This window comes from Halorhodospira sp. M38, assembly GCF_022227985.1.
Taxonomy (GTDB): domain Bacteria; phylum Pseudomonadota; class Gammaproteobacteria; order Nitrococcales; family Halorhodospiraceae; genus Halorhodospira; species Halorhodospira halophila_A.
On record NZ_JAJNQP010000024.1, the window covers coordinates 1 to 24,488 of the forward strand.

The window sequence follows — 24,488 nt, forward strand, 5'->3', positions numbered from 1 at the left end:
TGATCCGGCAAGCCGGGGGGGCGCCTCCGCCGACCGGGGCTTCGGCGGGCGCGTGGCTGGAGGGGCCGGGCCCAAGGGCGCGTTCCCCGCCGAGCCTCCATCGGCGGCGCTATCGCCCTGATGCATAAGGCGACCGGCGTGCGATTCGGACCCGGGAGGAATTTCGGTTATACTGGCGGATTGTGCAATGCCGGATCCCAAGCCGAGCAAGGAGTCGATATGTTCTCCCGAGACATGACCATCGCGGGTTACGACCCGGAGCTGGCAGCCGCTATCGAGGACGAGCGCCAGCGCCAAGAGGATCACATCGAGCTGATCGCCTCCGAGAACTACGCCAGTCCCCGCGTGATGGAAGCGCAGGGCAGCGTGCTGACGAACAAGTATGCCGAAGGCTACCCCGGCAAGCGCTACTACGGCGGCTGTGAACACGTCGACGTAGCCGAGCAGCTCGCCATCGACCGTGCCAAGCAGCTCTTCGGCGCCGACTACGCCAACGTCCAGCCCCACTCGGGCTCCCAGGCCAATGCTGCTGTCTTCCATGCCCTGCTCCAGCCCGGCGACACCATCCTGGGCATGAGCCTCGATCACGGCGGCCACCTGACCCACGGTGCTAAGGTCAACTTCTCGGGCAAGCTGTTCAATGCCGTCCAGTACGGCATCAACGACGACGGCCAGATCGACTACGACGAGATCCAGCGCCTGGCTACCGAGCACCAGCCGAAGATGGTCATCGGTGGCTTCTCCGCCTACTCCCAAGTGGTCGATTGGGCGCGCATGCGCGAGATTGCCGACTCCGTGGGCGCTTACCTGGTCGTGGATATGGCGCACATCGCCGGCCTGGTCGCTGCCGGGGTCTACCCCAGCCCGATCCCCTATGCCGACGCGGTCACCTCCACCACCCACAAGACCCTGCGCGGTCCCCGCGGCGGCATCATCCTCGCCCGCTCCAACCCGGATCTTGAGAAGAAGTTCCAGTCGCTGGTCTTCCCGGGGACTCAGGGCGGCCCGCTGATGCACGCCATCGCCGGCAAGGCCGTGGCCTTCAAGGAGGCCCTCGAGCCCGAGTTTAAGCAGTACCAGGAGCAGGTGGTGGCCAACGCCCGCGCCATGGCCCAGCGCGTCATCGAGCGCGGCTACAACGTCGTCTCCGGCGGCACCGACAACCACCTCTTCCTGATGGATCTGACCCCCAAGAACCTCACCGGCAAGGATGCGGACGCCGCGCTGGGACGGGCCAACATCACGGTGAACAAGAACACCGTCCCCAACGACCCGCAGTCGCCGTTCGTCACCAGCGGCCTGCGCATCGGCACGCCGGCGATCACCACCCGCGGCTTCAAGGAGGCCGAGGCCACGCGCCTGGCCGACTGGATCTGCGACGTCCTCGACAACATGGGCGACGAGTCGGTGGTCGAGCGCGTGCGCGGCGAGGTGCAGCAGATCTGTCGCGAGTTCCCGGTCTACGGCTGATGCCGGACGACGGCTGACCGCCCATGCGCTGCCCCTACTGCCAGAACACCGACACCCGCGTGGTCGACTCCCGCCTGGTCGGTGAGGGGGAGCAGGTGCGGCGGCGGCGCCAGTGCCCGTCCTGCGGCGAGCGCTTCACCACCCACGAGGCCCCCGAACTGGTCTATCCGCGGGTGGTGAAGTCCGACGGGCGGCGCGAGGCGTTTGACGAGGACAAGCTGCGCCTTGGCTTCCGGCGGGCGCTGGAGAAGCGCCCGGTGGCCACTGAGGCCGTCGAGGCGGCGGTGCGCCGCGTCTGCAAGCGGGTCTCCGGTGCCGGAGACCGCGAGGTGGGGGCCAGCACCATTGGCGAGTACGTGATGGAAGAGCTGCGCGAGCTCGACGTGGTCGCCTATGTCCGCTTCGCCTCGGTCTACCGCCGTTTCGAGGATGTCGGCGCCTTCCGCGAGGTCATTGAAGGCCTGGAGCAGCACCGGCGTGACGACGACTGAGAGCCACCGGGACGATGCCCGCTGGATGGCCCGCGCCGTCCGGCGAGCGGCCGCAGTGTTCCCGCCGCCGCACCCCAATCCGCGGGTCGGTTGCGTGCTGGTGCGTGACGGGGCGGTGGTGGCCGAGGCCGCCCATGAGCAGGCCGGTGGGCCGCACGCCGAGGCGGCGGCCCTGCAGGCGGCCGGCGGCGAGGCTGCCGGCGCCACCGCCTATGTCACCCTGGAGCCCTGCGCCCACTACGGGCGCACGCCTCCGTGTGCCCGCGCCCTGATCGAAGCCGGTGTGGCCCGGGTGGTGGTTGGCCACCGCGACCCCAATCCCCGGGTCGCCGGCGGCGGCATCGCGCAGCTCGAGGCCGCCGGAGTAGCGGTCACCGAGGGCGTGCTGGCCACCGATGCCGAGGCGCTCAACCGTGGGTTTCTGCGCCGGATCGCCGGTGGGCGCCCGTGGGTACGCGTCAAGCTGGCGGCGAGTTTGGATGGGCGCACAGCCATGGCCTCCGGCGAGAGCCGCTGGATCACCTCAGCGGCGGCGCGCCGCGATGTCCACCGGGGCCGGGCGCAGGCCGCGGCGGTCCTCACCGGGGTGGGGACCGTGCGGGCGGACGACCCCCGTCTGGATGCCCGCGACGTCGAACCGGCGGTTCCGGCCGAGCGACAGCCGCTGCGCGTGGTCCTCGACCCGCGCCTGACCACGCCGCCGCAGGCAGCGCTGTTCCGGGCGCCGGGGCCGGTGCTCGTCGGTCATGCCGAGTACGTCAACGAGGCCCGGGCGCGGGCGCTGCGCGGCTGTGGGGCTGAGCTGCTGCCCATCCCTCTGCAGGAGGGGGGGCTCCACCTGGGTGCGGTGCTCGACGCCCTGGCCGATCGCGAGATCAACGAGGTCTGGGTGGAGGCCGGGCCGACCCTGGCCGGAGCCTGGGTGCAGGCGGGTCTGGTCGACGAGCTGATCGTCTACACCGCCCCCCACCTGATGGGCGACGCGGCCCGGCCGTTGCTGGTTTTGCCCGGCATCGACGCCATGGCCCAGCGCCGCCCGCTGGCGTTCAGCGATGTGCGCCGGGTGGGGGAGGAAATCCGCATCACCGCGAGGTTGGATTAACGGGATGTTCACCGGGATCGTGGAGACGTGCGGCCGCGTGGCCGCCATCGAGCAAAGCGGCGACGGGCGGATCCTGCGCATCGACGCCCCTGACCTGGGGCTGGCCGAGTGTCGGGTTGGCGACAGCATCGCCGTCGACGGCGTCTGCCTGACCGCCACTGGCATCGAGGATGGGCAGTTCCGTGCCGACGTCTCCGATGAGACCCTGCGCTGCACCACCCTTGGCGGGCTGCGCAGCGGTGCGCGGGTGAATCTGGAGCGCGCGGTCACCCCCACCACGCCGCTGGGCGGCCACCTGGTCACCGGGCACGTCGACGGGGTCGGCGAGGTCGTCGAGCGGGCGCCGGCCGGTGGCTCCGAGCGCTGGCGCTTCCGGGTCCCGGAGGGGCTCGCCCGCTACGTGGCCGTCAAGGGCTCCATCGCCGTGGCCGGTGTCAGCTTGACCATCAACACCGTTGCCGGGCGGGATTTCGAGGTCAACCTGATCCCGCACACCCTGGCCGCCACCAACCTGGGGGAACGCCGCGCCGGCGATCCGGTCAACATCGAGGTGGACCTGGTGGCGCGGTACGTCGAGCGGCTGCTCAGCGCCGGAAGCGACGGGACAGGAGATGGCAGCGGCGGTGGGCTGACCCTTGAGCAGCTACGACAGGCCGGATTCGGGAATGGATGAGGGCATGAGCGAGACGGTGCAGTTCAACAGTATCGAGGAGATCATCGAGGACCTGCGCCAGGGGCGCATGGCGGTCATCCTCGACGACGAAGACCGGGAGAACGAAGGCGACCTGGTGATGCCGGCGAGCCTCATCCGGCCCGAGGACATCAACTTCATGGCCCGCTACGGCCGGGGCCTGATCTGCCTGACTTTGACCCGCGAGCGCTGCGAGCAGCTGCGTCTGCCGCTGATGGTCCATAACAACGATGAGAAGAACACCACCAATTTCACCGTCTCCATCGAGGCGGCGGAGGGTGTGACCACCGGCATCTCGGCCGCCGACCGGGCGCGAACCGTGCAGGCGGCGGTGGCGCCGGGTGCGCGCCCCGAGGACCTGGTCCAGCCCGGGCACATCTTCCCGCTGATGGCCCAGCCCGGCGGCGTGCTCACCCGCGCCGGGCATACCGAGGCCGGCTGCGACCTGGCCCGACTCGCCGGTTTTGCCCCAGCGGCGGTGATCGTCGAGATCCTCAACGAGGACGGCACCATGGCGCGGCGCGACGACCTCATGGCGTTCGCCCGGACCCATGGGCTGAAGATCGGCACCGTGGCCGATCTCATCGCCTACCGGGTGCGCAACGAGCGCTCGGTAGAGCACGTCGGCGCCTGCGAGCTGCCCACCGAGTACGGCACCTTCCGCATGCACACCTACCAGGACAATGTCAGCGGCGCGCTCCACTTCGCCCTGGTCGCCGGGCAGGTGGATGAGGAGACCCCGGCGTTGGTGCGCGTGCACCTGGAGAACCCGCTGGCCGACCTGCTCGGTGCCACCGGGCCGCGCTGCGGCTGGCCGCTGCGTTCGGCGTTGCGCCAGGTGGCCGAAGCCGAGTCGGGCGTGGTGGTGGTGCTGCGCAATGCCGACGCCAACGACGACATCCTCGAGCACATGCGCTGCTACCAGGGCGGCGGCTGCAGCGAGGACAGCGGCGGCGTGCCACTGGATCTGCGCACCTACGGCATCGGCGCGCAGATCCTCACCGATCTCGGGGTGCGCCGCATGCGCGTGCTCAGCGCCCCGCGTCGCATGCACGCGCTCTCCGGCTTCGGCATGGAGGTGGTGGAGTACGTCACCCCCGAGGGCTGACCGCCGGCGCTTGCGGGGCGCCCGCCGGGCTTGTAGTTTAGCGCCGGAACCCGCGCAAGCGCCGGTCCTACCGAAACTTTCTTCAGGAAACCAGGCATGCAAGTAACCGAAGGACAACTCGTCGCGCTGCAGGACGCGCGGTTCGCCCTCGTGGCGGCGCGCTTCAACGATCTCATCGTCGATCGGCTGATCGACGGCGCCGCCGACACCCTGCGGCGCCACGGCGTCCCGGAGGAGCATCTGGAGCTGATCCGCGTGCCCGGTTCCTTCGAGCTGCCGCTGGCGGTCCAGCGCGTGGCCGACGCCGGTCGCGCTGATGCGGTGATTGCCCTCGGCGCCGTCATTCGCGGCGGCACCGACCACCACCAGTACGTGGCCGCCGAGTGCACCAAGGGCGTTGCCCAGGCCATGATGGGCTCCGGCGTGCCGGTCTCCTACGGGGTTCTCACCGTCGAGACCGTCGAGCAGGCCATTGAGCGCGCCGGGACCAAGGCCGGCAACAAGGGCGCCGAGGCGGCGCTCTCGGCCCTGGAGATGGTCGATCTGATGCGGCAGCTCGAGGCGTAATGGCGGCTTCAGGCGAAGGCAAGCGCCGCTCCCGGGCGCGTTCCAAGCTCGTCCAGGCGCTCTACCAGTACGCGGTCACCGGCGCGTCGGCCGAGGACATCGAGCGGCAGTTCCTCGCCGCCGGCCTCGGTGACATCGACGTGGCCTACTTCCGCGAACTGATCTACGCCATCACGGACCGTGCTGCGGAGCTCGACGAGCAGCTTTCGGCGCTGCTCGACCGGCCCCTGGCGCAGCTCGATCCGGTGGAGCGCTCGATCCTGCGCCTCGGCGCCTACGAGCTATCCGAGCGCCTGGAGGTGCCCTACCGCGTGGTCATCGACGAATCGGTGGAGCTGGCGCGCCGCTTCGGCGCCGACCAGTCGCACCGTTACATCAACGGCGTGCTCGACCGCTTCGGCGCCACCGTGGGGCTGCGCGCCGCCGAGCGGGGCGAGCGCAAACCCGGGCGGGGGAATCGGCAGTGATCGGCGGAGGCGAGGCAGCGCTCATCCAGCGCTATTTCCACGACCTGACCGCGCAGCGTGACGGGGTCGCGCTCGGGGTCGGCGACGACGCGGCCCTGCTGCACACCGACACCGGCCTGCTGGCCGCCTGCTGCGACACCCTGGTCGAGGACATTCACTTTCCCGGGGACATCCCGCCGGAGGCGTTGGGCCACCGGGTGCTGGCAGTCAATCTCAGCGATCTGGCCGCCGTCGGTGCCCGGCCGGCCTGGGCCCTGCTCTCCCTGACCCTGCCCGAGAAGGATCCGCAGTGGCTAGAGCGTTTCAGCGCTGGCTTCAAGGCGCTGGCCGACCGTCACGGGGTGGCCCTGGTCGGGGGTGACACCACCCACGGACCGCTGTCGGTGTCGGTCACCGCCCTCGGCTCGGTCGCCGGCGAGCACGGCCTGCGTCGCGGCGGTGCCCGGCCCGGTGACGGCATCTGGGTCACCGGCACCCTGGGGGATGCGGCCCTCGGCCTGGAGCTGTGGCTCGAGCGCGAGGAGGCGACGCCCCTGGCCGGCGACCCCGCCTACCTGGCTGGGCGGCTGTTCCGGCCCGAGCCGCGGGTGGCGGCCGGGACGGCCCTGCTCGGCCGGGCGAGTGCGGCCATCGACGTCTCCGACGGGCTGGCCGCCGACCTGTCGCGGGTGCTCGACGAGAGCGGTGTTGGGGGCACTCTGGAGCTGGAGGCGCTGCCCCGCTCCCAGGCCTTCATCGACGAGCGCGGGGATCTGCGCCACCTGCTCCACGGCGGCGATGACTACGAGCTCTGCTTCACCTTGCCGGTGGAGCGCGAGGATGAGATGGCTTGCCTGCGCGAGCATGCCGCCACCCCGGTGACGCGCATCGGCACGGTCGAGGAGACGCCCGGGCTGCGCGGCGTGGACGCCGGCGGGGTGGTCTGCGCCCTGGATCCCGGCGGCTACGACCACTTCGCGGAGGGCTCTTGAACACACCGTTCCGTCTGCGTAGACCCCTGCACTGGCTCGCTACCGCCGGCGGACTTGGCTTGGCACCGCGGGCGCCAGGGACGTTCGGCACGCTGGCGGCGCTGCCGCTGTTCGCGCTGCTCTATGTCGCACCGCTGAGCCTCTATCTGCTGGTCACCCTGGCGGTGATCGTCGTCGGCGTCTGGATCTGCGGCCGGGCGGCCGAGGAGGCCGGGGTCCACGACCACCCGGCCATTGTCTGGGACGAGGTGGGGGGCTACCTGGTGGCCGCATTGCCGCTGGTCACCGGCTTCGGGGTGTTCTCCGTGTGGGTGGACGCCGCGCTGCTGTTCGTGCTCTTCCGACTCTTCGACGCCCTCAAACCCGGCCCCATCCGCTGGCTCGACCGGCGCCTGCACGGCGGGCTGGGGATCATGGCCGACGACGTCGCCGCCGGCGCCGCCGCGGCGGCCCTGTGGTACGCCAGCGTGGCGCTGTTCGCGCCACTTGCCGGATGACCGTCGGGGTCGTTGGGCGTGCCGCATGGCCAAAGCTAGAATATCGGGAAACGAATTCCGTGAAGCGAGAGCAAACCGCGAGGTGGCGCAGACGGTGAGCGAGCGCGTCTATGTAGAGACTCAGGGCTGCCAGATGAACGACTACGACGCCGAGCGTCTGGTCGACGTGCTGGTCAGCCAGGCCGGCGCCCACCGGGTCGAGCGCCCCGAAGAGGCCGACCTGCTGCTGCTCAATACCTGCTCGGTGCGCGAGAAGGCTCAAGAGAAAGTCTTCTCGCAGCTCGGCCGCTGGCGGCGCTACAAGCAGGAAAACCCCTCGGTGCTGATCGGCGTCGGCGGCTGTGTGGCCAGCCAGGAGGGGGCCGAGATCCTGCGCCGCGCACCCTTCGTCGATCTGGTCTTCGGGCCGCAGACCCTGCACCGGCTGCCGCAGATGCTGGCGCGCCGGCGCGCCGGCGGGGGCGCACAGGTCGACACGGACTTCCCCGAGATCGAGAAGTTCGACCACCTGCCGCAGCCGCGGGCCGAGGGGCCTACCGCGTATGTCTCGGTGATGGAGGGGTGCAGCAAGTATTGCTCCTTCTGTGTGGTGCCTTACACCCGGGGCGACGAGATCAGTCGGCCGGTGGCCGACGTCCTCGCCGAGGTGCGCAGCCTCGCCGGGCAGGGGGTGCGCGAGGTCAACCTGCTCGGGCAGAACGTCAACGCCTACGCCGGCGCCCTCGACGACGGCGAGCCGGCCGATCTGGGCCTGCTCATCGAGGCGGTGGCGCGGATCCCGGGAATCGACCGCATCCGGTTCACCACCTCGCACCCGGCGGAGTTCCATAGCGGGCTCATCGACGCCTACCGCGAGGTACCCGAGCTGGCCGATTTTCTCCACCTGCCGGTGCAGAGCGGCTCAGACCTCATCCTCAAGCTCATGAAGCGCGGCCACGATGCTGCCGCCTACGAGGCACTGATCGAGGAGATCCGCGCCGTCCGTCCCGGGCTGGTGCTCGCCACCGACCTGATCGTCGGCTTCCCCGGTGAGACCGAGGCCGAGTTCGAAGAGACCCTGGCCCTGGTCGATCGCGTCGGTTTCGACGGCGGCGCTTTTAGCTTTGTCTACAGCCCGCGGCCGGGGACGCCGGCTGCGGAGCTCCACGACGGGGTCCCCGAGGCCGACAAGCGCGCCTGGCTGCAGCGCCTGCAGGCTCGCCTGCACGACCAGCAGAGTGCCGCCGCCCGTGCACTGCTCGGCACCAAGCAGTCGGTGCTGATCGACGGTCCGTCCCGGCGTGACCCGAGCGAGCTCTGTGGCCGCACCTCGGGCAACCGGGTGGTGAACTTCCCGGGTGATCCGTCGTGGATCGGCCGCTTTGCCGAAGTTGAGATCACCGACGCGCGCACCCACTCACTGCGGGGGCGCGTCGTCTCTGTGGAGGAACAAGCCATGCACGCAGCAGTCGGCGCAGGCGGGTGACGGCGTGAGCGACCGGCCGCAAGCTATCGACCTCGAGCTGACCCCGGCCGACAACGAACGACTGGCACGGCTGTGCGGGCAGTTCGACGAGAACCTCCGCCAGCTCGAACGGCGCCTGGCGGTCGAGATCCAGAACCAGGGGCATCGCTTCCGTGTCATCGGCGAGGACACGGCGGTGCGCGTCACCCGGCAGGTGCTTGAGGAACTCTACGAGGCCGCTGCCGCGCAGCACCTCGAGCCGGAGGACGTGCACCTCTATCTGCAGCAGGCGCGGCTGCAGGAGCTCCACGAAGAGGCCGGGCAGCCGGACGAGGAGGCCGATGGGGAGGCCAATAGCGAAGCCAGCGCGCCGGCGCAGCGGCGGCGCGACGAGCGCGACGAAGAGGCGGCGGCGATCCGCACCCGCAAGACCGTCGTGCGCGGTCGCGGCCCCGGGCAGCGGGCCTACGTGCAGCGCATCCGCGACAACGACCTGAGCTTCGGCATCGGTCCCGCCGGCACCGGCAAGACCTTCCTCGCGGTGGCGTGCGCCGTCGAGGCCCTGGAGGCCGAGGAAGTGCGCCGGGTGGTCCTGGTGCGCCCGGCGGTGGAGGCCGGTGAGCGCCTCGGCTTCCTGCCCGGTGACATGGCGCAGAAGGTCGATCCGTACCTGCGGCCGCTTTACGACGCCCTGTTCGAGATGCTCGGCTTCGAACGGGTCAGCCGGCTGATCGAGCGCAACGTCATCGAGGTCGCGCCCCTGGCGTTCATGCGCGGGCGCACCCTGAATCACGCCTTCGTGATCCTCGACGAGGCGCAGAATGCCACCGTCGAGCAGATGAAGATGTTCCTCACGCGCATCGGCTTCGGCTCCACAGCCGTGGTCACCGGCGATGTCACCCAGATTGACCTGCCGCCGGATAAGCCCTCCGGGCTGCGCGATGCGGTCGAGGTGCTCCACGAGGTGGATGGCGTCAGCTTCACCTTCTTCGCCGCCTCGGATGTCGTCCGCCACCCGCTGGTGCAGCGCATCGTCGAGGCGTACGATTCGCGGAGTCGCCAGATCGGCGGTCAGGGTACGGGCAAGGGACGCAAGTGAGCGAGTTCGAGCTGGCCTTCCAGCACGTCGCCGGGACGCCGGCGCCGGACACCGCGCAGGTGCAGCGCTGGCTTGCGCCGGTGCTCGATGCGCATGGTCGCGGCGGCGAACTCACCGTGCGCATCGTCGACGAGGACGAGTCCCGGGCGCTCAACCACGCCTATCGCGGGCGCGACAAGCCCACCAACGTGCTTTCCTTCCCCTGCGAGCTACCGCCGGGCCTGCCTCCCGAAGCGGCAGAGATCCTCGGCGATCTGGTCCTCTGCGCCCCGGTGGTGGCCCAAGAGGCCCGCGAACAGGGCAAACCGGAGGCGGACCACTGGGCGCACATGGTGGTCCACGGGGCCCTGCATCTGCTGGGCTACGATCACGAGGAGCCGGCGCAGGCCGAGCGGATGGAGGCCGAGGAGCGGCGCCTCCTCGCCGCGCTTGGGGTGCCGGACCCCTATCTAGAGCGTTGAAAGAGGTCATGCCCGACGGAGAAGCGAACAGTAGCAGCGGCGCTGGCGAGAGCGTCTCGTGGCGCGATCGCCTGCGCCGGCTGGTGACCCAGCCCGAACCTCGCTCGCGGGACGAGCTGGTCGAGCACCTGCGCCGCAGCCAGTCGCTCGGTCTGCTCGACGCCGACGCCCTGTCCATGATCGAGGGCGTGCTCCATGTTTCCGAGCTCCAGGCCCGCGATATCATGATCCCCCGCTCCCAGGTCACCACTGTGGCCCGGGATACCGAGCCGCGCGACCTGCTGCCGACCATCGTGCGCACCGGCTACTCCCGTTTCCCGGTCACCGGCGAGAGCAAGGACGACGTCATCGGGATCCTCCTGGCCAAGGACCTGCTGCGCCTCTTCCACGAGGAGGGGCACAACGGCTTCCGGCTGCGCGAGGTCCTGCGCCCGGTGCTGTTCATCCCCGAGAGCAAGCGGCTCGATGCGCTGCTCAAGCAGTTCCGCGAAAGCCGCAACCACATGTCCGTGGTGGTCGACGAGTATGGCGGTCTGGCCGGGATCGTCACCATCGAGGACGTGATCGAGCAGATTGTCGGCGAGATCGACGACGAGCACGACTTCGACGAGGATGCCCCCATCCTGGCCCGTGACGACGGCAGCTGGATCGTCAAGGCGGTCACGCCCATCGAGGCGTTTAACGAGGCCCTCTCCGCCGGACTCAAGGAGGACGACCTCGACACCGTCGGCGGCCTGGTGGCGCAGCGCTTTGGACACGTGCCGTGCCGCGGCGAGCGCATCGTCTTCGCCGGTTTCGAGTTCCGCGTCCTGCGCGCCGATCAGCGCCGCATCCACCTGCTGCGGGTCATGCCCGTGGGGAGCGAGGGCGATGACGACGGCTGAGCGTCTCGCTGCCGGGCGCGCCGGGGTGTTGGCCGCTGGCCTGGCCGGAGCCGGGTTGCCGCTGGCCTTCGCGCCGCTGGACTGGGCGCTGCTGGCGGTGCTCGCCCCGGCGGTGCTCTTTGCCGTGGCCGCGCTGGCACCGCGTCGGCGCGCCCTGCAGGCCGGCTACGCCTTCGGTCTGGGGCAGTTCGGCGTCGGTGTCTCCTGGGTGTTCGTCAGCATCAATGACTACGGCGGTGCCGGTCCGGCGCTCTCGGGGCTGGTCACCGTGGTGTTCGTCGCCTTTATGGCGCTGTTCCCCATGCTGGCGGTGGCCCTCGGGCGCGGTTTAGGGCGCGGCCCCGGGCTGCGCCTGCTGGTCACCCTGCCGGCGGCGTGGGTGGCGGTGGAGTGGCTGCGGACCTGGCTGTTCACCGGGTTCCCGTGGCTGTTCGTCGGCTACGCCGCCCTGGACACGCCGCTGGCCGGGCTGGCGCCGGTGATCGGTGTGCTCGGGCTGAGCGCCCTGCTGGTGTTGCTCGCCGGCGCCGCGGCGTGGCTGGTGACGGCCCCCGGGTGGCGGCGCGGGGCGAGCATGGCGGCGCTGGCTGTGGCGGCGGTCGCCGCCGGGTTGGCAGCGGACCGGCCGTGGACCGAGGCCCAAGGCGAGCCGGTGCGCGCGGCGCTGATCCAGGGCAACTTCAGTCAGGACATCAAGTGGGACCCGGTGCAGCTCGAGCGCATCCAGAGCCGCTACGCAGAGCTGACCGCCGAGCACGCCGGGGCGGACCTGGTGGTCTGGCCGGAGACCGCCATACCGCGTCGCTTCGATACGGTACAACCGTACCTGGAGCAGGTCGCCGAGCGGGTCCGGGAGGCCGGGGGGACGCTGGTGCTCGGCATCCCCTACCGGGAGTGGGCCCCGAATGGCGGGACCCTGCACAACAGCGTGGTGGTCCTTGGCGAGGAGCGCAGCGTCTACCACAAGCGCCACTTGGTCCCCTACGGCGAGTATGTCCCGTTCCGCGATCTCTTTGGTCGCAGCCTCGACTTCCTCGGCGCCCCGATGGCCGACTACAGCCCCGGGCCGCGCCCGGAGCCGCTGGCCGTCGATGATCGCCTGCGCCTGGGCGCCACGGTCTGCTATGAGGTGGCCTACCCCGTCGCCGTGCGGCGCACGGCGGGTGCGGTGGATCTGCTGGTGAACGTCAGCAACGACGCTTGGTTTGGCGATTCGTTGGCGCCCCATCAGCACCTGCAGAAGGCGCGCATGCGCGCGGCCGAGGCTGGGCGCTGGATGCTGCGCGCCACCAACACCGGGATCACCGCGGTGATCGGTCCCGACGGTGGGGTGGTGGAGCGACGGCCGCAGTTCGAGGTGGCCACCCTGGTTACCGAGGTGGAGCGGCGCAGCGGCGTCACCCCCTACGCCCGCATCGGCGATGGACCGCTGCTCGGCCTGCTCGCCGCCGCGCTGGTGCTGCCAGGTGGGCTGCGCTGGTACGCCCGGCGCCGGCGGGCCTCAGCCGCCGACTGACGCCAACCAAGGCAGGGCCACCGGCAGCAGGAAGGCGGTCACCAGTCCGGCCAGCCCCAGGCCCAGGCCGGCGAAGGCCCCGGCCGCGGCGCTGCTGCTGAACGCCTGCACCGTGCCGAAGCCGTGGGCGGACAGGCCCAGCGCCAGGCCGCGTGCCGCCTCATCGTGGATGCGCAGCAGGCGGAAGACCAGCGGTGCCATCAGACAGCCCAGCGCGCCGGTGATCAGCACCAGACCGGCGGTCAGTGACGGCAGCCCGCCCAGCCGCTCGGCAATGCCCATGGCGATTGGCGAGGTGACCGACTTGGGCGCCAGCGACAGCAGGGTCTCCCGCGAGGCGCCCAGTGCCGCCCCCGCCCACACCGCCGACAGCGCCGCGGCCAGGCTGCCGGCCACCACCGAGACGGTGATCGGCAGCAGCAGTTCCCGGATGCGCGGCAGCTGATCGAACAGCGGCACGGCTAGGGCCACGGTGGCCGGGCCGAGCAGGAAGTGGATGAACTGAGCCCCTTCGAAATAGGTGTCGTAGTCGGTGCCGGTGAGCAGCAGGAAGGGGATGAGCAGGGCGGTGGCGATCAGCACGGGGTGGGCCAGCGGGGCGTTGCCCAGCCGTCGCCAGAGCGCCTGCCCGATCAGGAACGCCACCAGGGTGACCGTGAGCCCCAGCAACGGGCTCTCGGCCAGGAAGGCCCAGATGTCCTGGAAATCCTCAGTCACCGTCGTCCTCCGCCCGACCAGCGCGCCCGCGGCGCAGCCAGCGCCACTGGAACAGCGCCGCGGTCACGGCCAGCGCTACCCCGGTGCTGACCACCAGCGCCGCGGCAATGGCCACGGCGTCCGTCTGCAGCCGCGGCAGGTGCAGGAGGATGCCCACCCCCGCTGGGATGAGCAGCAGCGCCAGGTAGCGCAGCAGCCCCTCGGCAGCGGTGCGCAGCCCCGTGGGGACGCGGCCCACGGCGATTAGCGTGGCGAACAGCAGGGCCAGGCCGATCACCGGGCCGGGCAGCGGCAAGCCGAAGAGCCGGGCGATGACCTCGCCGAGCAGCTGGAACCCGAGCAGCAGGGTCAGGCCGAGCAGCACTCGGGCGTCTCCGTCTGGCGCAGGGTCAGCACGGGCCAGCCGTTGCGCCGGGCCTCGCTGCGTAGGGTCTCGTCCGGATCCACGGCCACCGGGTGCTCGACATGACGCAGCAGCGGGAGGTCGTTGAGCGAATCGCTGTAGAACCACTTCTCGGCCCGCTCCAGCCCGCGCTCGCGCAGCCATGCGTCGACCACCCGGATTTTGCCCTCGCGGAAGGTCGGGGTGCCGGTGTGGCGGCCGGTGTAGCGGCCGTCGCGGCGCTCCGGCTCGGTGGCCAGCAGTGTGGGAACCCCCAGACGCTCGGCGATGGGCGCGGTGACGAAGCGGTTGGTGGCGGTGACGATGGCCAGGCGGTGCCCGGCGCGGCGGTGCTCGTCGAGCAAGGCCTCGGCGGCGGGCAGCACCAGCGGCTCGATCCACTCGCGGACGAAGTCGGCACGCCAGGCGTTCAGTTGCTCCTCCGGGTGCTCGGCCAGGGGGCTGAGGGCGAAGGCGAGGAAGGCGTCGATATCCAGTCGCCCCTCGATATAGTCCTGGTGGAAGCGCCGGTGGGTCTCGGCGAAGGCCTCGCTGTCCACGGCTCCGCGGGCTACCAGGTACTCGCCCCACAGGCTGTCGCTGTCACCGGCGATCAAAGTGTTATCCAGGTCGAACAGGGCGACGGACACTGCACCTCCTCCGGTTGTCGGGTGGGTGGGGAGCGGGGATCAGGCGGGCCCGGCCCTGCGGCAACGTTGCCCGGGTTGCACCCCCTGTGAAAGAATAACATCGGCAATTTCCGCGTAGGGAGGCGTCTCCGGGTGGTCGATTCTGACGGCTTTCGGCCCAATGTCGGCATCATCGTCGCCAACGACGACGGCCAGGTGCTGTGGGCTCGGCGGGCCGGAGAAGACGCCTGGCAGTTCCCGCAGGGCGGGGTCGAGGCCAACGAGACCCCGCTGGAGGCGCTCTACCGCGAACTGCGCGAGGAGATCGGCCTGACGCCTTCGGACGTGGCCGTGCTCGGTGCGACGCGCCGCTGGCTCCGTTACCGCCTGCCCCGCCGCATGATCCGGCGCCGTGGCAGCCGGTGTATCGGGCAGAAACAGATCTGGTTCCTGCTGCGCCTGCTCGCCGACGAGCAGCGGGTGCGCGTCGACCGGGTGCCGCGTCCCGAGTTTGACCGCTGGCGTTGGGTCGACTACTGGTATCCGGTCGACGAGGTCATCTTCTTCAAGCGCCAGGTCTACCGCCAGGCGCTGCAGGAACTTTCCGGCTGCCTGCAGGCCGGTGACTGGGCCGGAACCGGTACCGAGGGTGGCACCCCTGCAGCCATCCCGCCGGCGGCGCGGCGACGATTGCGATAGGGCGGGGCCCCATGCTCGAGATCCTCCACCGCGTCTCCCGGGAAGTGAACGCAGCGCCCAACCTGCGCCAGGGGCTGCGAATCATCGTCGAGCGGGTGGCCGACGCCATGGCGGTGGATGTCTGCTCGGTCTACCTCCTCGATGCCGCCCAGGGCGACTTCGTGCTCATGGACACCCGCGGACTCAACAGCGAGTCCGTGGGCCGTGTGCGGCTGACCTCCGCCGAGGGGCTGGTCGGCCTGGTCGCTGAGCGCGAGGAGCCGATCAACCTCAAGAACGCCCCGGCGCACTCGCGTTTTCGTTACTTCCCCGAGACCGGCGAGGAGCGCTACTCCTCTTTTCTCGGCGTGCCTATCATCCACTACCGTTCGGTGCTCGGCGTGCTCGTCGTCCAGCAGACGGAGCAGCGCCGCTTCGAGGAGAGCGAGGTCGCTTTCCTCGTCACCCTCGCCGCGCAGCTCGCGGGGGCCATCGCCCATGCTCGGGCCAGCGGCGGCATCCACGGTATTGGCGACGAGCCGGTGGCCGAGGACAGCCGCGCGCTGCGCGGACTGCCCGGGGCGCCCGGGGTGGCCATCGGTACGGCGGTGGTGCCCTACGCGCAGTCGGATCTCAATGCCATCCCCGACCGCGTCGCCACCGACCCGGAAGCCGAGGTGGCGGCCTTCGAGCAGGCGGTGGCGGAAGTCACGGCGGAGCTTCGCCAGCTCGGTCAGCAGATCTCCGCCTCGGTCACCGCTGACGAGCAGATGCTCTTCGACGTCTACCTGCGCATGCTCGAGGGCGACAGCCTGGTCAACGAGACCGTCGAGCGCATCCGCGCCGGCAACTGGGCGCCCGGGGCGCTGCGCCAGGTCATCGGTGAGCACGTGCAGGTCTTCGAGAACATGGACGACCCTTACCTGCGCGAGCGCTCGAGCGACATCCGCGATCTTGGCCGGCGGATCCTCGGGCGGCTGCGCGACGAGGGTGGCCGGGTCGAGGCCCTGCCCGATCAGGCCGTGCTGGTGGGCCACGAGGTGAGCGCCTCGCAGCTCGCCGAGATCCCCCACGACCATCTCGTCGGCGTCGTCTCGGCCACCGGCTCGCGCAACTCCCATGTGGCCATCCTCGCCCGGGCGCTGGGCATCCCCGCGGTGATGGGCGTCGACGACCTGCGCACCCGGCAGATGGACGGTCGGCCGGTGGTAGTGGATGGCTACGCCGGGCGCTTCTACGTCGACCCGACAGAGACCGTCGAGCATGAGTACCAGCGCCTGATCCGCGACGAGGCGGAGTTCACTGAGGGGCTTGAGGCGGTGCGTGACGAGCCGGCCACCAGCCCCGACGGGCGCACGATCGCCCTCTACGCCAATACGGGCCTGATCTCGGACATCAACCTGTCGCTGGCCGCCGGCTGTGACGGCATTGGACTGCACCGTACCGAGTTCCCGTTCCTGATCCGCGATCGCTTTCCCGGCGAGGAGGAGCAGGCCGATCTCTACCGCCGGGTGTTGGAGCAGTTCGCGCCGCAGCCGGTAACCCTGCGCACGCTGGACGTCGGCGGCGACAAGTCGCTGGCCTACTTCCCGATCGAGGAAGAGAACCCCTTCCTGGGCTGGCGCGGCATCCGCCTGACCCTGGACCACCCGGAGATCTTCCTTACGCAGCTGCGCGCCATGCTGCGCGCTGACGTGGGGCTGGAGAACCTGCAGATCCTGCTGCCGATGGTCAGCCGGCTCGAGGAGATCGCCGACGTGCGCCGGCTGCTGCTGCGTGCCCGCCAGGAGCTGGCCGAGGAGGGCATCCAGGCGCGCATCCCTCCGCTGGGCGTGATGATCGAGGTGCCGGCCACCATCTACCAGATCGATCGCTACTGCGATCAGGCCGACTTCCTCTCCCTCGGCTCCAATGACCTGACCCAGTATCTGCTGGCGGTGGACCGCAACAACAGTCGGGTTGCCGGGCTCTACGACGAGCTCCATCCGGCCGTGCTCGGGGCCGTGCGCCATGTGGCCCAGGCGGCGCGGCGTCACGGCAAGCGCCTGACCGTCTGCGGCGGCATGGCCGGCGATCCGGCGGGGGCGATCCTGCTGGTCGGCTTCGGCATCGAGGGGCTGTCGATGAGCGTCTCGAGCCTGCTGCGCATCAAGTGGGTGGTGCGCCGGGTGCCGGTCGCCCGCGCTGCCGAGCTGGCCAACCGCGCCGTCGAGATGGACTCCCCCGAGGAGGTCCGGCGTATGCTGCGCCGCACGCTGGAGGAATACGAACTCGGCGGGCTGATGCGCGCGGGCAAGTAAATCCTCGCAATTGACAATCACTCGCGTTCAAGGTGTGATGGTTCCCTGTCGGAGTGATCGGGGCCTGCCATGTACGTCTGTATCTGCAACGCCGTAACCGAGCGGCAGATCCGCGAGGCAGTGGCCTGCGGGTGCGCCTCCATGCGCGAGCTGCGCACACGGCTGGGGGTGGCCGGTTGCTGCGGCAAATGCGGCCCCGAGGCGCGGCAGCTGCTCGGCGAGTGCGCCGACTGCCCGCTGGAGCGGCGTGCTGCCGGTTCGACCGGGCCGGAACCGGTGACAGTGGAGCCGCCTGCCCCCCGGGCGGCCGCCGGATCGACAGACGCTGCGCCCGGGCCCTGATAGAATCAACCACGGTTACATTCAGGAACGCGTTCACAAGGGGGCGCCATGGCAAGTGACAAGAAGGTCATCGAATACCTCAACGGCGGGCTCAAGAAAGAGCTCACGGCGATTAACCAGTACTTCCTCCACTCCCGCCTGGCGTACGACTGGGGCTTCGACAAGCTCGGCGCCAAGGAGTACGAGGAGTCCATCGAGGAGATGCAGCACGCCGACCAGTTCATGCAGCGTATCCTCTTCCTCGGTGGCCTGCCCAACCTCCAGGAGCTGGAGAAGCTCAAGGTCGGCGAGAACGTGCGCGAGATGCTCGAGGCGGACCTGGCCGGTGAGCACGACAGCCTGGCCTACTACCGCGAGGCGGCGGCGTATTGCGAGTCGGTGCAGGACTACGCCTCGCGCGACCTGTTCACCAGCCTGATCGCCGACGAGGAGGGCCACGCCGACTGGCTCGAGACGCAGATCAAGCTCATGGACCAGCTCGGCGAGGCCAGCTATCTGCAGATGCAGATGGTTGCGGCTAACGAAGGCGAGGGCGACGGCGAGGGCTGAGCCCGCCGCCTAGCGGATCGCTGCTGCACGGGACCCCGTCGGCGACGCCGGCGGGGTCCCGTGCGCTTGGGGGTGTCTAGAAGGGCTTGACCACGGCGAGGACGACCACCGAGATCAGGATCAGTACGGGCAACTCGTTGAAGACCCGGTACCAGACATGGCTGCGCTCGTTGCGGTCGTCGGCGAAGGCCTGCAGGAGCTGGCCACAGTACAGGTGGTAGGCGATCAGCAGGGTGACCAGGGCCAGCTTGGTCAGCATCCACCCCTCGTTGAGCAGCTGCGGGAACAAGACCAGCATCCAGATGCCCAGGCCCACGGCGACGATCGCGCTCGGGTTCATGATCCCGCGGTAGAGCTTGCGCTCCATGACCTTGAAACGCTCGTTGCTGATCTCGTCCTCGGCCATGGCGTGGTAGACGAACAGCCGGGGCAGGTAGAACAGGGCCGCGAACCAGGTCACGATCGCGATAACGTGGAAGGCTTGGATCCAGATGTACAGCACGACGGGTCCTCCTGACGTTTGGATAGGGGCGGCGTCTCGCTCGGCGCCGGCTCCGCGCGTATTGTAGGCCCTGCCCGCGTGGCGGCGGGAGCCCATGCGGCTATCAGTAACCGGAAACCAGGGGGAGAGGAAAGACCCATGATCGAAGTAGGCATTGTCGGCGGTACCGGCTATACCGGCATGGAGCTGCTGCGCCTGGTCGCGCGCCACCCCGGGCTGCGGCTGGCGGAGATCACCTCGCGGGCCGAGGCCGGTACCCGGGTGGACGAGCTTATGCCGGCGCTCGAGGGGGTGGTCGACAATGTCTTCACCGCGCCCGACACCGAGCGTCTGAGCCGCTGCGATGTGGTCTTCTTCGCAACGCCCAACGGGATTGCCATGGAGTCGGCGCCGGCGCTGCTCGAGGCCGGCTGCCGGGTGATCGACCTAGGGGCCGACTTCCGGCTGCGCGACCCGGCGGTCTGGAACGAGTGGTACGGCATGGCCCACAGCTGTCCCGAGCTGCTTGAAGAGGCCGTTTACGGCTTGCCCGAGCGCTACCGCGACGCCCTGCCGGCGGCGCGGCTGGTGGCCAATCCGGGCTGCTACCCCACGGCCGTGGCCCTGGGGCTGCTGCCGCTGCTCGAGGTCGGTGCGCTCGGTGATGGACCGGTGGTCGCCGACTGCAAGTCCGGTGTCTCCGGTGCCGGCCGGGCGGCCAAGGTGGCCACCCTCTTCTGCGAGGCCAACGAGGGCTTCAAGGCTTACGGCGCCAGCGGCCACCGCCACCTGCCGGAGATCGAGCAGACCCTGGCGCAGACCGCCGGGGCACCGGTGGATGTGACCTTCGTCCCCCATCTGGTGCCGATGACCCGTGGCATGCAGGCCACCCTGCACGTGGCCGTGGATCGTCCGCTGGACGAGCTCGAGGCCCTTTACCGGCAGCGCTACGCCGAAGAGCCCTTCGTCCGCCTCGTCGGCCGCGGCGCCCATCCGGAGACGCGCTGGGTCCGGGGCACCAACGACTGTCGCATCGGCCTGCACCAGCCGCCGGGGCGCAGCGACCGGGCGGTGATCCTCTCGGTGATCGACAATCTCACCAAGGGGGCGGCCGGGCAGGCGGTCCAGAACCTCAATCTGATGTTCGGCCTCGACGAGACCGCCGGGCTGGAGGGGTTGGCCTACGTGCCCTAGGGGCCGGTTTGACCTGGCGGGTAGGCGCCTACAAAATGCATGTTATCCGCTAGGGGCCTGTCGGCCCCGGCGTCCACCTGCGGAGGGACCACCCATGAGCGATATCGCCGAGCCCGAGACCCACGCCCCGGCCGACGATCAGCTGCTGATCTTCACCGATGCCGCCGCGGACAAGGTCCGCGAGCTGCTCCAGGATGAGCAGGGCGGTGACGTGAAGCTGCGCGTGTTCATCACCGGCGGCGGCTGTTCCGGCTTCCAGTACGGTTTTACCTTCGACGAGACCGTCGAGGAGGGCGATACCATCATCGAGAAGCGCGGGGTGCAGATCGTCGTTGACCCGGTCAGCGGCATCTATCTGCAGGGCGCGGAGGTCGATTTCTCCAGTGGCCTTGAGGGCGAGCAGTTCATCATCCGCAACCCCAACGCCACCACCACCTGTGGTTGCGGCTCCTCGTTCTCCATCTGAGCCGCGCCGCCGGGGTCACGGTGCGTAGACGCCGCCCAGAACGGCGGGGCGCCGTGCTCCGGTGACCGACGGCAGGTTGCCGGGGTGGCCGTGGAGGCGGGCCCAGGCCAGCCAGGCGAAGGCGGCCGCCTCCACGTAGTCCGGGTCCATACCCAGCACTGCCGTGCTGGCCACGTCCGCCCCCGGGCAGTGCGCCTGTAGCCGCCTCATCAGGTGCTCGTTGCGGGCCCCGCCGCCGCAGACCCGCACCCGGCGCGGGGTGCCCCCTCCCGCGTGCAGCGCATCGGCCACGGTGCTGGCTGTCAGCTCCGCCAGGGTGGCCTGGACGTCCACCGGCTCCTCGGTGCCCTGGCAGTGCTTCAGCAGCCAGGCCGCGTTGAAGTACTCGCGGCCGGTGCTCTTCGGAGCCGGCCGGGCGAAGTAGGGGTCGCTGCGCAGCCGCGCCAGGAGCGCGGCATCCACGCGGCCGCTGGCCGCCCAGGTGCCGTCGGCGTCGAAGGGCGCGCCCAGGTGGCGGCGCGCCCAAGCGTCGAGCAGCGTGTTGGCCGGCCCGCTGTCGAAGCCGATCACCGGGCCGCCGTCGGCCGGTAGCAGGGTCAGGTTGGCGATCCCGCCCAGGTTGACCACCGCGACCGCCTCATCCTGCTGCCCCCAACAATGCGCATGGAAGGTGGGCGCCAGCGGTGCGCCGTGCCCGCCTTCGGCAATATCCCGGCGGCGGAAGTCAGCCACCACCGGTAGCCCGGTGCGGCTGGCGATACGGTTCGGGTCGCCGAGTTGCAGGCTGTGTCCCGGCTCCCCGGTGGTGGGGTCCGGCCCCTGGTGCCAGACGGTCTGGCCGTGGCAGCCGACGGCGTGCACCGGCAGCTCGGCGGGAGCCTGCTGCCGCAGCGCCGCCGCGGCTGCGGCGAAGGCTTCTGCCAGGCGCCGGTCCAGCTCGCAGAGCCGGTGCAGCGGCGTCTCTGCGCCGACCTCGTGGACCGCAGCGGCGAGGGCGTCGTTCAGCGGGCTCCAGGCGCTGGCGACAATATCGCCTACCGCGCCGTCGGCACCCAGGCGGAGCAGCGCGGCGTCGATGCCGTCGACACTGGTACCCGACATCAGGCCGATGTAGCCTCCCTCGGCGCCACGTTCGCTCAACGGCGCTCCTCACCGCTGGCCAGCTGGATGTCCGCCGACGACTCGCCGCGCAGGCTCGCCAGCAGCGGCGCGGCGTGCTCGCGGAAGGCGCTGCGATGCTCGTCGGGCAGCGGCTCGGCGCGGGGCAGGTCCACGGTTACCGGGTTGCGGTGGCGGCCGTTGTCGATGAACTCGTAGTGCAGGTGCGGGCCAGTGGCCTGCCCGGTGGCCCCCACGTAGCCGATGACCTCGCCGCGCTGGACGCGGTCGCCCACGCTCAGGCCCGAGGCGTAGCGCGACAGGTGGGCGTACAGGGTCTGGTAGCGTTCGCCGTGGCGCAGGGTGATCACCCGGCCATAGCCCCCGTTGCGGCGGCGCTCCACCACGCGCCCGTCGGCGGCGGCGCGCACCGGTGTGCCGGTGGGCGCAGCCAGATCCACGCCCAGGTGGGGCCGGCGCACGCCAAGGATCGGGTGGCGGCGATTGCGATCGAAGTGGGAGCTGATTCGCTCGAAATCCAGGGGGTAGCGGGTGAAGGTCCGCGCCAGGCTGGTGCCGTCCGGGGTGTAGAAGCTCACCCGGCCGTCCGGGTCCTCGAAGCGCAGCGCCTCCAGCGTCTTGCGGGCGCCTTCCAGGCGCATCGCCTTGAGGCGCTTGCGCAGCGTCTGCCCATCGGGGCCAAGGGTGCGCTCGTAGAGCACGGAGAAGGTGTCGCCGCTACGCAGGTCCCGCCCCAGGTCGATGTCGCCATCGAGAACCCGGGCGAGCTGCATGATCATCCGATCGTCCAAGCCGGAACGGCGGGCGGAGAGAAACAGCGAGCCCTCAATCGTCCCCTCGACCTGGCGCAGTTCGCGCTCCAATTTCCGGGGCACGGTCTTCGCCTCGAAGCCGTCATCGCCGCGGCGGACGAGCAGCTTCTGCTCGGGGTCCATGGCGAAACGCACCCCGGCCAACGTCCCCTCCTCGTCGCGCAGCAGGGTCAGGGTCTGTCCCGGGCGCAGGCGCGTGAGCGCGGACTCGGCGGGCTCGCCGGCGTTGAGGATGCGCTGCACGTCACCGGCGGTGTGCCCGGCCCGGGAGAGGATGCGAGCAAAACTGTCGCCGGAGCGGACCGTGACCTCGTGTTCCTCCAGCTCTGGGCGTACGTCGGCCCGCGCGGCCTCGTCTTCCCTTTCGGTCGAGGCCGGCAGCGGATCGCTTTCGTCGGCTGCAGGGGCGAGCGTCAGGGTGGTCAGTCGGCCGGCCGGCGCCTCCTCAAGGCCGTTGGCGTTGTCCGTGCGCGTGCCTGCGGTGGCCGGTGCGGCCTCGGCGGGGGGCAGCACCAGTTCGGAGTCGGCTGGGGACCCTTGCGGGGACGGTGAGCCATCCATCCAGAGCCAGATTAGGACGGCGGCGGCGCTCGCGCTGCCGGTGATGGCAGCGATGCGCAGCACGGGGCGGCGGTGCCGGCGGCGTCGGCCCGTCGCGGGCCGGCGGCCCTTGAAATCGAGCTCGGTCAGTCGGGTCTGCACGGGGCTAGGCTCCAGTCGGCGCTTCGCGGGATCGGTCCCGGGCGAGCGTGCGCGGCAGCCACTGACGCGGCGCCGGGCTCGGCCACAATCCGGGGGTTACGGTACAATACGCGATTTTACATAGTGATGGGCAGGGGGCGAGGCATGACGAAGGAAGATGCACGGGCGCTGATCCGGCGCGGGGTCGAGGAGATCATCCCGGAGGCGGAGCTCGAAGAGCGCCTGGAGTCGGGCAAGCGGCTGCGCATTAAGGCCGGCTTCGATCCCACCGCGCCGGATCTTCACCTCGGCCACACGGTGCTGATCAACAAGCTTCGGCAGTTTCAGGACCTCGGTCACGAGGTCTTGTTCCTGATCGGCGATTTCACCGCCACCATCGGGGATCCGAGCGGCAAGAGCGCCACCCGGCCGGCGCTGACCCCGGAGGAGGTGCGAGAAAACGCGCGTACCTACGAGGAGCAGATCTACGCCATCCTCGATCCGGAGCGCACGCGGCTGGTGTTCAACTCCGATTGGATGGGCACCATGCAGGCTGGGGATCTGATCCAGCTCGCCTCCCGCTACACCGTCGCGCGCATGCTCGAGCGCGACGACTTCCACCAGCGCTACCAGGCCGGTTCGGCGATTGCGATCCACGAGTTCCTCTACCCCCTGATCCAGGGCTACGACTCGGTGGCGCTGGAGGCCGATTTCGAACTGGGAGGCACGGATCAGCGCTTCAATCTGCTCGTCGGCCGCGAGCTCCAGCGTCAGTTCGGGCAGAAGCCGCAGACGGTGATGACCATGCCCCTGCTCGTCGGTCTCGATGGTCACAAGAAGATGTCCAAGTCGCTGGGCAACTACGTGGGTGTGAAGGAGTCCGCGGAGGACATCTACGCCAAGCTGATGTCCATCTCGGATGAGCTCATGTGGCGTTATTTCGAGCTCCTTAGCCTGCGCCCCTGGGATGAGGTCGAGGCGATGCAGCGCCGCATTAGCGAGGAGGGGATGAACCCGCGGGATGCCAAGGACGCCCTGGCCTTCGAGCTGGCCGAGCGCTTCCGCGGGCGGGCGGAGGCCGAGCGGGCGCGTGAGGCCTTCGTCGCGCGGTTCCGGCACGGCGCCGTCCCGGAGGATGTGCCGCACGTCACCCTGTCCTATGATGAGCAGGGCGGGATCGGCATCGCCACGGCGCTCAAGGAGGCGGGGTTGGTCGGCTCGACCTCCGAAGGGCTGCGCATGGTCCGACAAGGGGCGGTGCGGGTCGACGGTGAGCGCGTGGAGGATCCCAAGGCGCGCCTGGAGGCCGGCGTCGGGTGCCTCTTGCAGGTGGGCAAGCGTCGGTTTGCGCGGGTCAGTGAAAAAGGGGC

Annotated in this window: 27 protein-coding genes; 21 read left to right on the forward strand and 6 right to left on the reverse strand. The window is 70.2% G+C overall.

All coding sequences use genetic code 11. The annotated features are described in order from the left end of the window. The first annotated feature begins 219 nt into the window (after positions 1 to 219). The 14 genes from glyA to lnt all read left to right on the forward strand — a co-directional run bounded on the left by glyA (position 220) and on the right by lnt (position 12,768). A complete protein-coding gene (glyA, locus tag LRA98_RS11365) occupies positions 220 to 1,470 on the forward strand; it encodes a serine hydroxymethyltransferase (RefSeq protein WP_238634042.1) in 1,251 nt (416 codons plus the stop codon). A 23-nt stretch (positions 1,471 to 1,493) separates the two neighbouring features. Beyond that, positions 1,494 to 1,961 carry a transcriptional regulator NrdR gene (gene nrdR, locus LRA98_RS11370; RefSeq protein WP_201169462.1) on the forward strand — a complete coding sequence of 156 codons (468 nt, stop codon included), beginning with the start codon at positions 1,494 to 1,496 and terminating at the stop codon, positions 1,959 to 1,961. After that, positions 1,948 to 3,063, forward strand: coding sequence for a bifunctional diaminohydroxyphosphoribosylaminopyrimidine deaminase/5-amino-6-(5-phosphoribosylamino)uracil reductase RibD (gene ribD, locus LRA98_RS11375; RefSeq protein WP_238634043.1), 1,116 nt, complete (start codon positions 1,948 to 1,950; stop codon positions 3,061 to 3,063). The genes nrdR and ribD overlap by 14 nt, the downstream gene beginning before the upstream one ends. Before the next feature lie 4 nt (positions 3,064 to 3,067). Further along, positions 3,068 to 3,736: a riboflavin synthase gene (locus tag LRA98_RS11380; protein ID WP_238634044.1), complete on the forward strand. Its 669-nt coding sequence runs from the start codon at positions 3,068 to 3,070 to the stop codon at positions 3,734 to 3,736. A 4-nt stretch (positions 3,737 to 3,740) separates the two neighbouring features. Then, entirely contained in the window at positions 3,741 to 4,862 is a 1,122-nt protein-coding gene (ribBA, locus tag LRA98_RS11385) for a bifunctional 3,4-dihydroxy-2-butanone-4-phosphate synthase/GTP cyclohydrolase II (protein WP_238634045.1), read from the forward strand. Positions 4,863 to 4,958: 96 nt separating this feature from the next. After that, positions 4,959 to 5,429 carry a 6,7-dimethyl-8-ribityllumazine synthase gene (ribH, locus tag LRA98_RS11390; protein ID WP_011813696.1) on the forward strand — a complete coding sequence of 157 codons (471 nt, stop codon included), beginning with the start codon at positions 4,959 to 4,961 and terminating at the stop codon, positions 5,427 to 5,429. Continuing rightward, positions 5,429 to 5,896, forward strand: a complete 468-nt coding sequence (gene nusB / locus LRA98_RS11395; RefSeq protein ID WP_201169456.1) for a transcription antitermination factor NusB — start codon at positions 5,429 to 5,431, stop codon at positions 5,894 to 5,896. Before ribH ends, nusB begins: the two co-directional genes overlap by 1 nt. Next, complete coding sequence (gene thiL / locus LRA98_RS11400) at positions 5,893 to 6,867, forward strand: thiamine-phosphate kinase (RefSeq protein ID WP_338018462.1); 975 nt, start codon at positions 5,893 to 5,895, stop codon at positions 6,865 to 6,867. Before nusB ends, thiL begins: the two co-directional genes overlap by 4 nt. Further along, complete coding sequence (locus tag LRA98_RS11405; RefSeq protein WP_201169454.1) at positions 6,864 to 7,364, forward strand: phosphatidylglycerophosphatase A family protein; 501 nt, start codon at positions 6,864 to 6,866, stop codon at positions 7,362 to 7,364. Before thiL ends, LRA98_RS11405 begins: the two co-directional genes overlap by 4 nt. Positions 7,365 to 7,458: 94 nt before the next feature. Continuing rightward, a complete protein-coding gene (miaB, locus tag LRA98_RS11410) occupies positions 7,459 to 8,829 on the forward strand; it encodes a tRNA (N6-isopentenyl adenosine(37)-C2)-methylthiotransferase MiaB (protein WP_201169825.1) in 1,371 nt (456 codons plus the stop codon). Between the two features lie 4 nt (positions 8,830 to 8,833). Further along, the gene (locus tag LRA98_RS11415) at positions 8,834 to 9,907 is read left to right on the forward strand and encodes a PhoH family protein (protein ID WP_201169452.1); all 1,074 of its coding nucleotides are present in this window, start codon (positions 8,834 to 8,836) and stop codon (positions 9,905 to 9,907) included. Beyond that, positions 9,904 to 10,368, forward strand: a complete 465-nt coding sequence (ybeY, locus tag LRA98_RS11420) for an rRNA maturation RNase YbeY (protein WP_201169450.1) — start codon at positions 9,904 to 9,906, stop codon at positions 10,366 to 10,368. Before LRA98_RS11415 ends, ybeY begins: the two co-directional genes overlap by 4 nt. A gap of 8 nt (positions 10,369 to 10,376) precedes the next feature. Beyond that, a complete protein-coding gene (locus tag LRA98_RS11425; protein WP_201241484.1) occupies positions 10,377 to 11,252 on the forward strand; it encodes an HlyC/CorC family transporter in 876 nt (291 codons plus the stop codon). Further along, positions 11,239 to 12,768: an apolipoprotein N-acyltransferase gene (gene lnt / locus LRA98_RS11430; RefSeq protein ID WP_238634046.1), complete on the forward strand. Its 1,530-nt coding sequence runs from the start codon at positions 11,239 to 11,241 to the stop codon at positions 12,766 to 12,768. The genes LRA98_RS11425 and lnt overlap by 14 nt, the downstream gene beginning before the upstream one ends. On the opposite strand, the gene LRA98_RS11435 is transcribed toward lnt, so the two are convergent. From LRA98_RS11435 to LRA98_RS11445, 3 genes are read right to left on the reverse strand one after another with little or no spacing between them, the layout of a single operon-like run. Beyond that, the gene (locus LRA98_RS11435; protein WP_238634047.1) at positions 12,754 to 13,485 is read right to left on the reverse strand and encodes an LrgB family protein; all 732 of its coding nucleotides are present in this window, start codon (positions 13,483 to 13,485) and stop codon (positions 12,754 to 12,756) included. The genes lnt and LRA98_RS11435 overlap by 15 nt on opposite strands. Beyond that, positions 13,478 to 13,849 (reverse strand): CidA/LrgA family protein, encoded by a 372-nt coding sequence (locus LRA98_RS11440; protein WP_238634048.1) that lies wholly within the window; start codon positions 13,847 to 13,849, stop codon positions 13,478 to 13,480. The genes LRA98_RS11435 and LRA98_RS11440 overlap by 8 nt, the downstream gene beginning before the upstream one ends. Next, entirely contained in the window at positions 13,834 to 14,517 is a 684-nt protein-coding gene (locus LRA98_RS11445) for an HAD-IB family hydrolase (RefSeq protein ID WP_201169429.1), read from the reverse strand. Before LRA98_RS11445 ends, LRA98_RS11440 begins: the two co-directional genes overlap by 16 nt. A 132-nt stretch (positions 14,518 to 14,649) precedes the next feature. Between LRA98_RS11445 and LRA98_RS11450 the strand changes: the two genes are divergently transcribed. The 4 genes from LRA98_RS11450 to bfr all read left to right on the forward strand — a co-directional run bounded on the left by LRA98_RS11450 (position 14,650) and on the right by bfr (position 18,365). Further along, positions 14,650 to 15,195, forward strand: coding sequence for an RNA pyrophosphohydrolase (locus LRA98_RS11450; RefSeq protein ID WP_201169426.1), 546 nt, complete (start codon positions 14,650 to 14,652; stop codon positions 15,193 to 15,195). A gap of 11 nt (positions 15,196 to 15,206) precedes the next feature. Further along, positions 15,207 to 17,474, forward strand: a complete 2,268-nt coding sequence (ptsP, locus tag LRA98_RS11455; protein ID WP_238634049.1) for a phosphoenolpyruvate--protein phosphotransferase — start codon at positions 15,207 to 15,209, stop codon at positions 17,472 to 17,474. Positions 17,475 to 17,543: 69 nt separating this feature from the next. Next, the gene (locus tag LRA98_RS11460) at positions 17,544 to 17,816 is read left to right on the forward strand and encodes a bacterioferritin-associated ferredoxin (RefSeq protein ID WP_201169420.1); all 273 of its coding nucleotides are present in this window, start codon (positions 17,544 to 17,546) and stop codon (positions 17,814 to 17,816) included. Positions 17,817 to 17,864: 48 nt separating this feature from the next. Beyond that, on the forward strand, positions 17,865 to 18,365 hold the full coding sequence (bfr, locus tag LRA98_RS11465; protein ID WP_238634050.1) for a bacterioferritin: 501 nt from the start codon (positions 17,865 to 17,867) through the stop codon (positions 18,363 to 18,365). A 76-nt stretch (positions 18,366 to 18,441) separates the two neighbouring features. Here the strand turns inward: bfr and hemJ are convergent, their stop codons facing one another. Further along, complete coding sequence (gene hemJ / locus LRA98_RS11470; protein WP_201169417.1) at positions 18,442 to 18,867, reverse strand: protoporphyrinogen oxidase HemJ; 426 nt, start codon at positions 18,865 to 18,867, stop codon at positions 18,442 to 18,444. 138 nt (positions 18,868 to 19,005) lie between these two features. On the opposite strand from hemJ, the gene argC reads away from it, so the two are divergent. Together argC and erpA are read left to right on the forward strand one after the other, a co-directional pair. Then, complete coding sequence (argC, locus tag LRA98_RS11475; RefSeq protein WP_201169415.1) at positions 19,006 to 20,040, forward strand: N-acetyl-gamma-glutamyl-phosphate reductase; 1,035 nt, start codon at positions 19,006 to 19,008, stop codon at positions 20,038 to 20,040. A 94-nt stretch (positions 20,041 to 20,134) separates the two neighbouring features. Further along, positions 20,135 to 20,506, forward strand: a complete 372-nt coding sequence (erpA, locus tag LRA98_RS11480) for an iron-sulfur cluster insertion protein ErpA (RefSeq protein WP_201169413.1) — start codon at positions 20,135 to 20,137, stop codon at positions 20,504 to 20,506. 15 nt (positions 20,507 to 20,521) lie between these two features. Here the strand turns inward: erpA and LRA98_RS11485 are convergent, their stop codons facing one another. Then, complete coding sequence (locus LRA98_RS11485; RefSeq protein ID WP_255772042.1) at positions 20,522 to 21,646, reverse strand: anhydro-N-acetylmuramic acid kinase; 1,125 nt, start codon at positions 21,644 to 21,646, stop codon at positions 20,522 to 20,524. Further along, complete coding sequence (locus LRA98_RS13190) at positions 21,643 to 23,139, reverse strand: peptidoglycan DD-metalloendopeptidase family protein (RefSeq protein WP_238634051.1); 1,497 nt, start codon at positions 23,137 to 23,139, stop codon at positions 21,643 to 21,645. Before LRA98_RS13190 ends, LRA98_RS11485 begins: the two co-directional genes overlap by 4 nt. Positions 23,140 to 23,283: 144 nt before the next feature. Here LRA98_RS13190 and tyrS point away from each other — a divergent pair. After that, positions 23,284 to 24,488 (forward strand): tyrosine--tRNA ligase (tyrS, locus tag LRA98_RS11495; protein WP_201169410.1); only part of this gene is annotated, 1,205 nt, incomplete at its 3' end.

What these genes read in the sequence shown, in the direction of transcription:
- glyA (WP_238634042.1), top strand. Translation starts at nt 220, where the DNA reads ATGTTCTCCCGAGACATGACCATCGCGGGTTACGACCCGGAGCTGGCA.
- nrdR (WP_201169462.1), top strand. Translation starts at nt 1,494, where the DNA reads ATGCGCTGCCCCTACTGCCAGAACACCGACACCCGCGTGGTCGACTCC.
- LRA98_RS11380 (WP_238634044.1), top strand. Translation starts at nt 3,068, where the DNA reads ATGTTCACCGGGATCGTGGAGACGTGCGGCCGCGTGGCCGCCATCGAG.
- ribBA (WP_238634045.1), top strand. Translation starts at nt 3,741, where the DNA reads ATGAGCGAGACGGTGCAGTTCAACAGTATCGAGGAGATCATCGAGGAC.
- ribH (WP_011813696.1), top strand. Translation starts at nt 4,959, where the DNA reads ATGCAAGTAACCGAAGGACAACTCGTCGCGCTGCAGGACGCGCGGTTC.
- nusB (WP_201169456.1), top strand. Translation starts at nt 5,429, where the DNA reads ATGGCGGCTTCAGGCGAAGGCAAGCGCCGCTCCCGGGCGCGTTCCAAG.
- LRA98_RS11425 (WP_201241484.1), top strand. Translation starts at nt 10,377, where the DNA reads ATGCCCGACGGAGAAGCGAACAGTAGCAGCGGCGCTGGCGAGAGCGTC.
- lnt (WP_238634046.1), top strand. Translation starts at nt 11,239, where the DNA reads ATGACGACGGCTGAGCGTCTCGCTGCCGGGCGCGCCGGGGTGTTGGCC.
- ptsP (WP_238634049.1), top strand. Translation starts at nt 15,207, where the DNA reads ATGCTCGAGATCCTCCACCGCGTCTCCCGGGAAGTGAACGCAGCGCCC.
- LRA98_RS11460 (WP_201169420.1), top strand. Translation starts at nt 17,544, where the DNA reads ATGTACGTCTGTATCTGCAACGCCGTAACCGAGCGGCAGATCCGCGAG.
- bfr (WP_238634050.1), top strand. Translation starts at nt 17,865, where the DNA reads ATGGCAAGTGACAAGAAGGTCATCGAATACCTCAACGGCGGGCTCAAG.
- argC (WP_201169415.1), top strand. Translation starts at nt 19,006, where the DNA reads ATGATCGAAGTAGGCATTGTCGGCGGTACCGGCTATACCGGCATGGAG.
- erpA (WP_201169413.1), top strand. Translation starts at nt 20,135, where the DNA reads ATGAGCGATATCGCCGAGCCCGAGACCCACGCCCCGGCCGACGATCAG.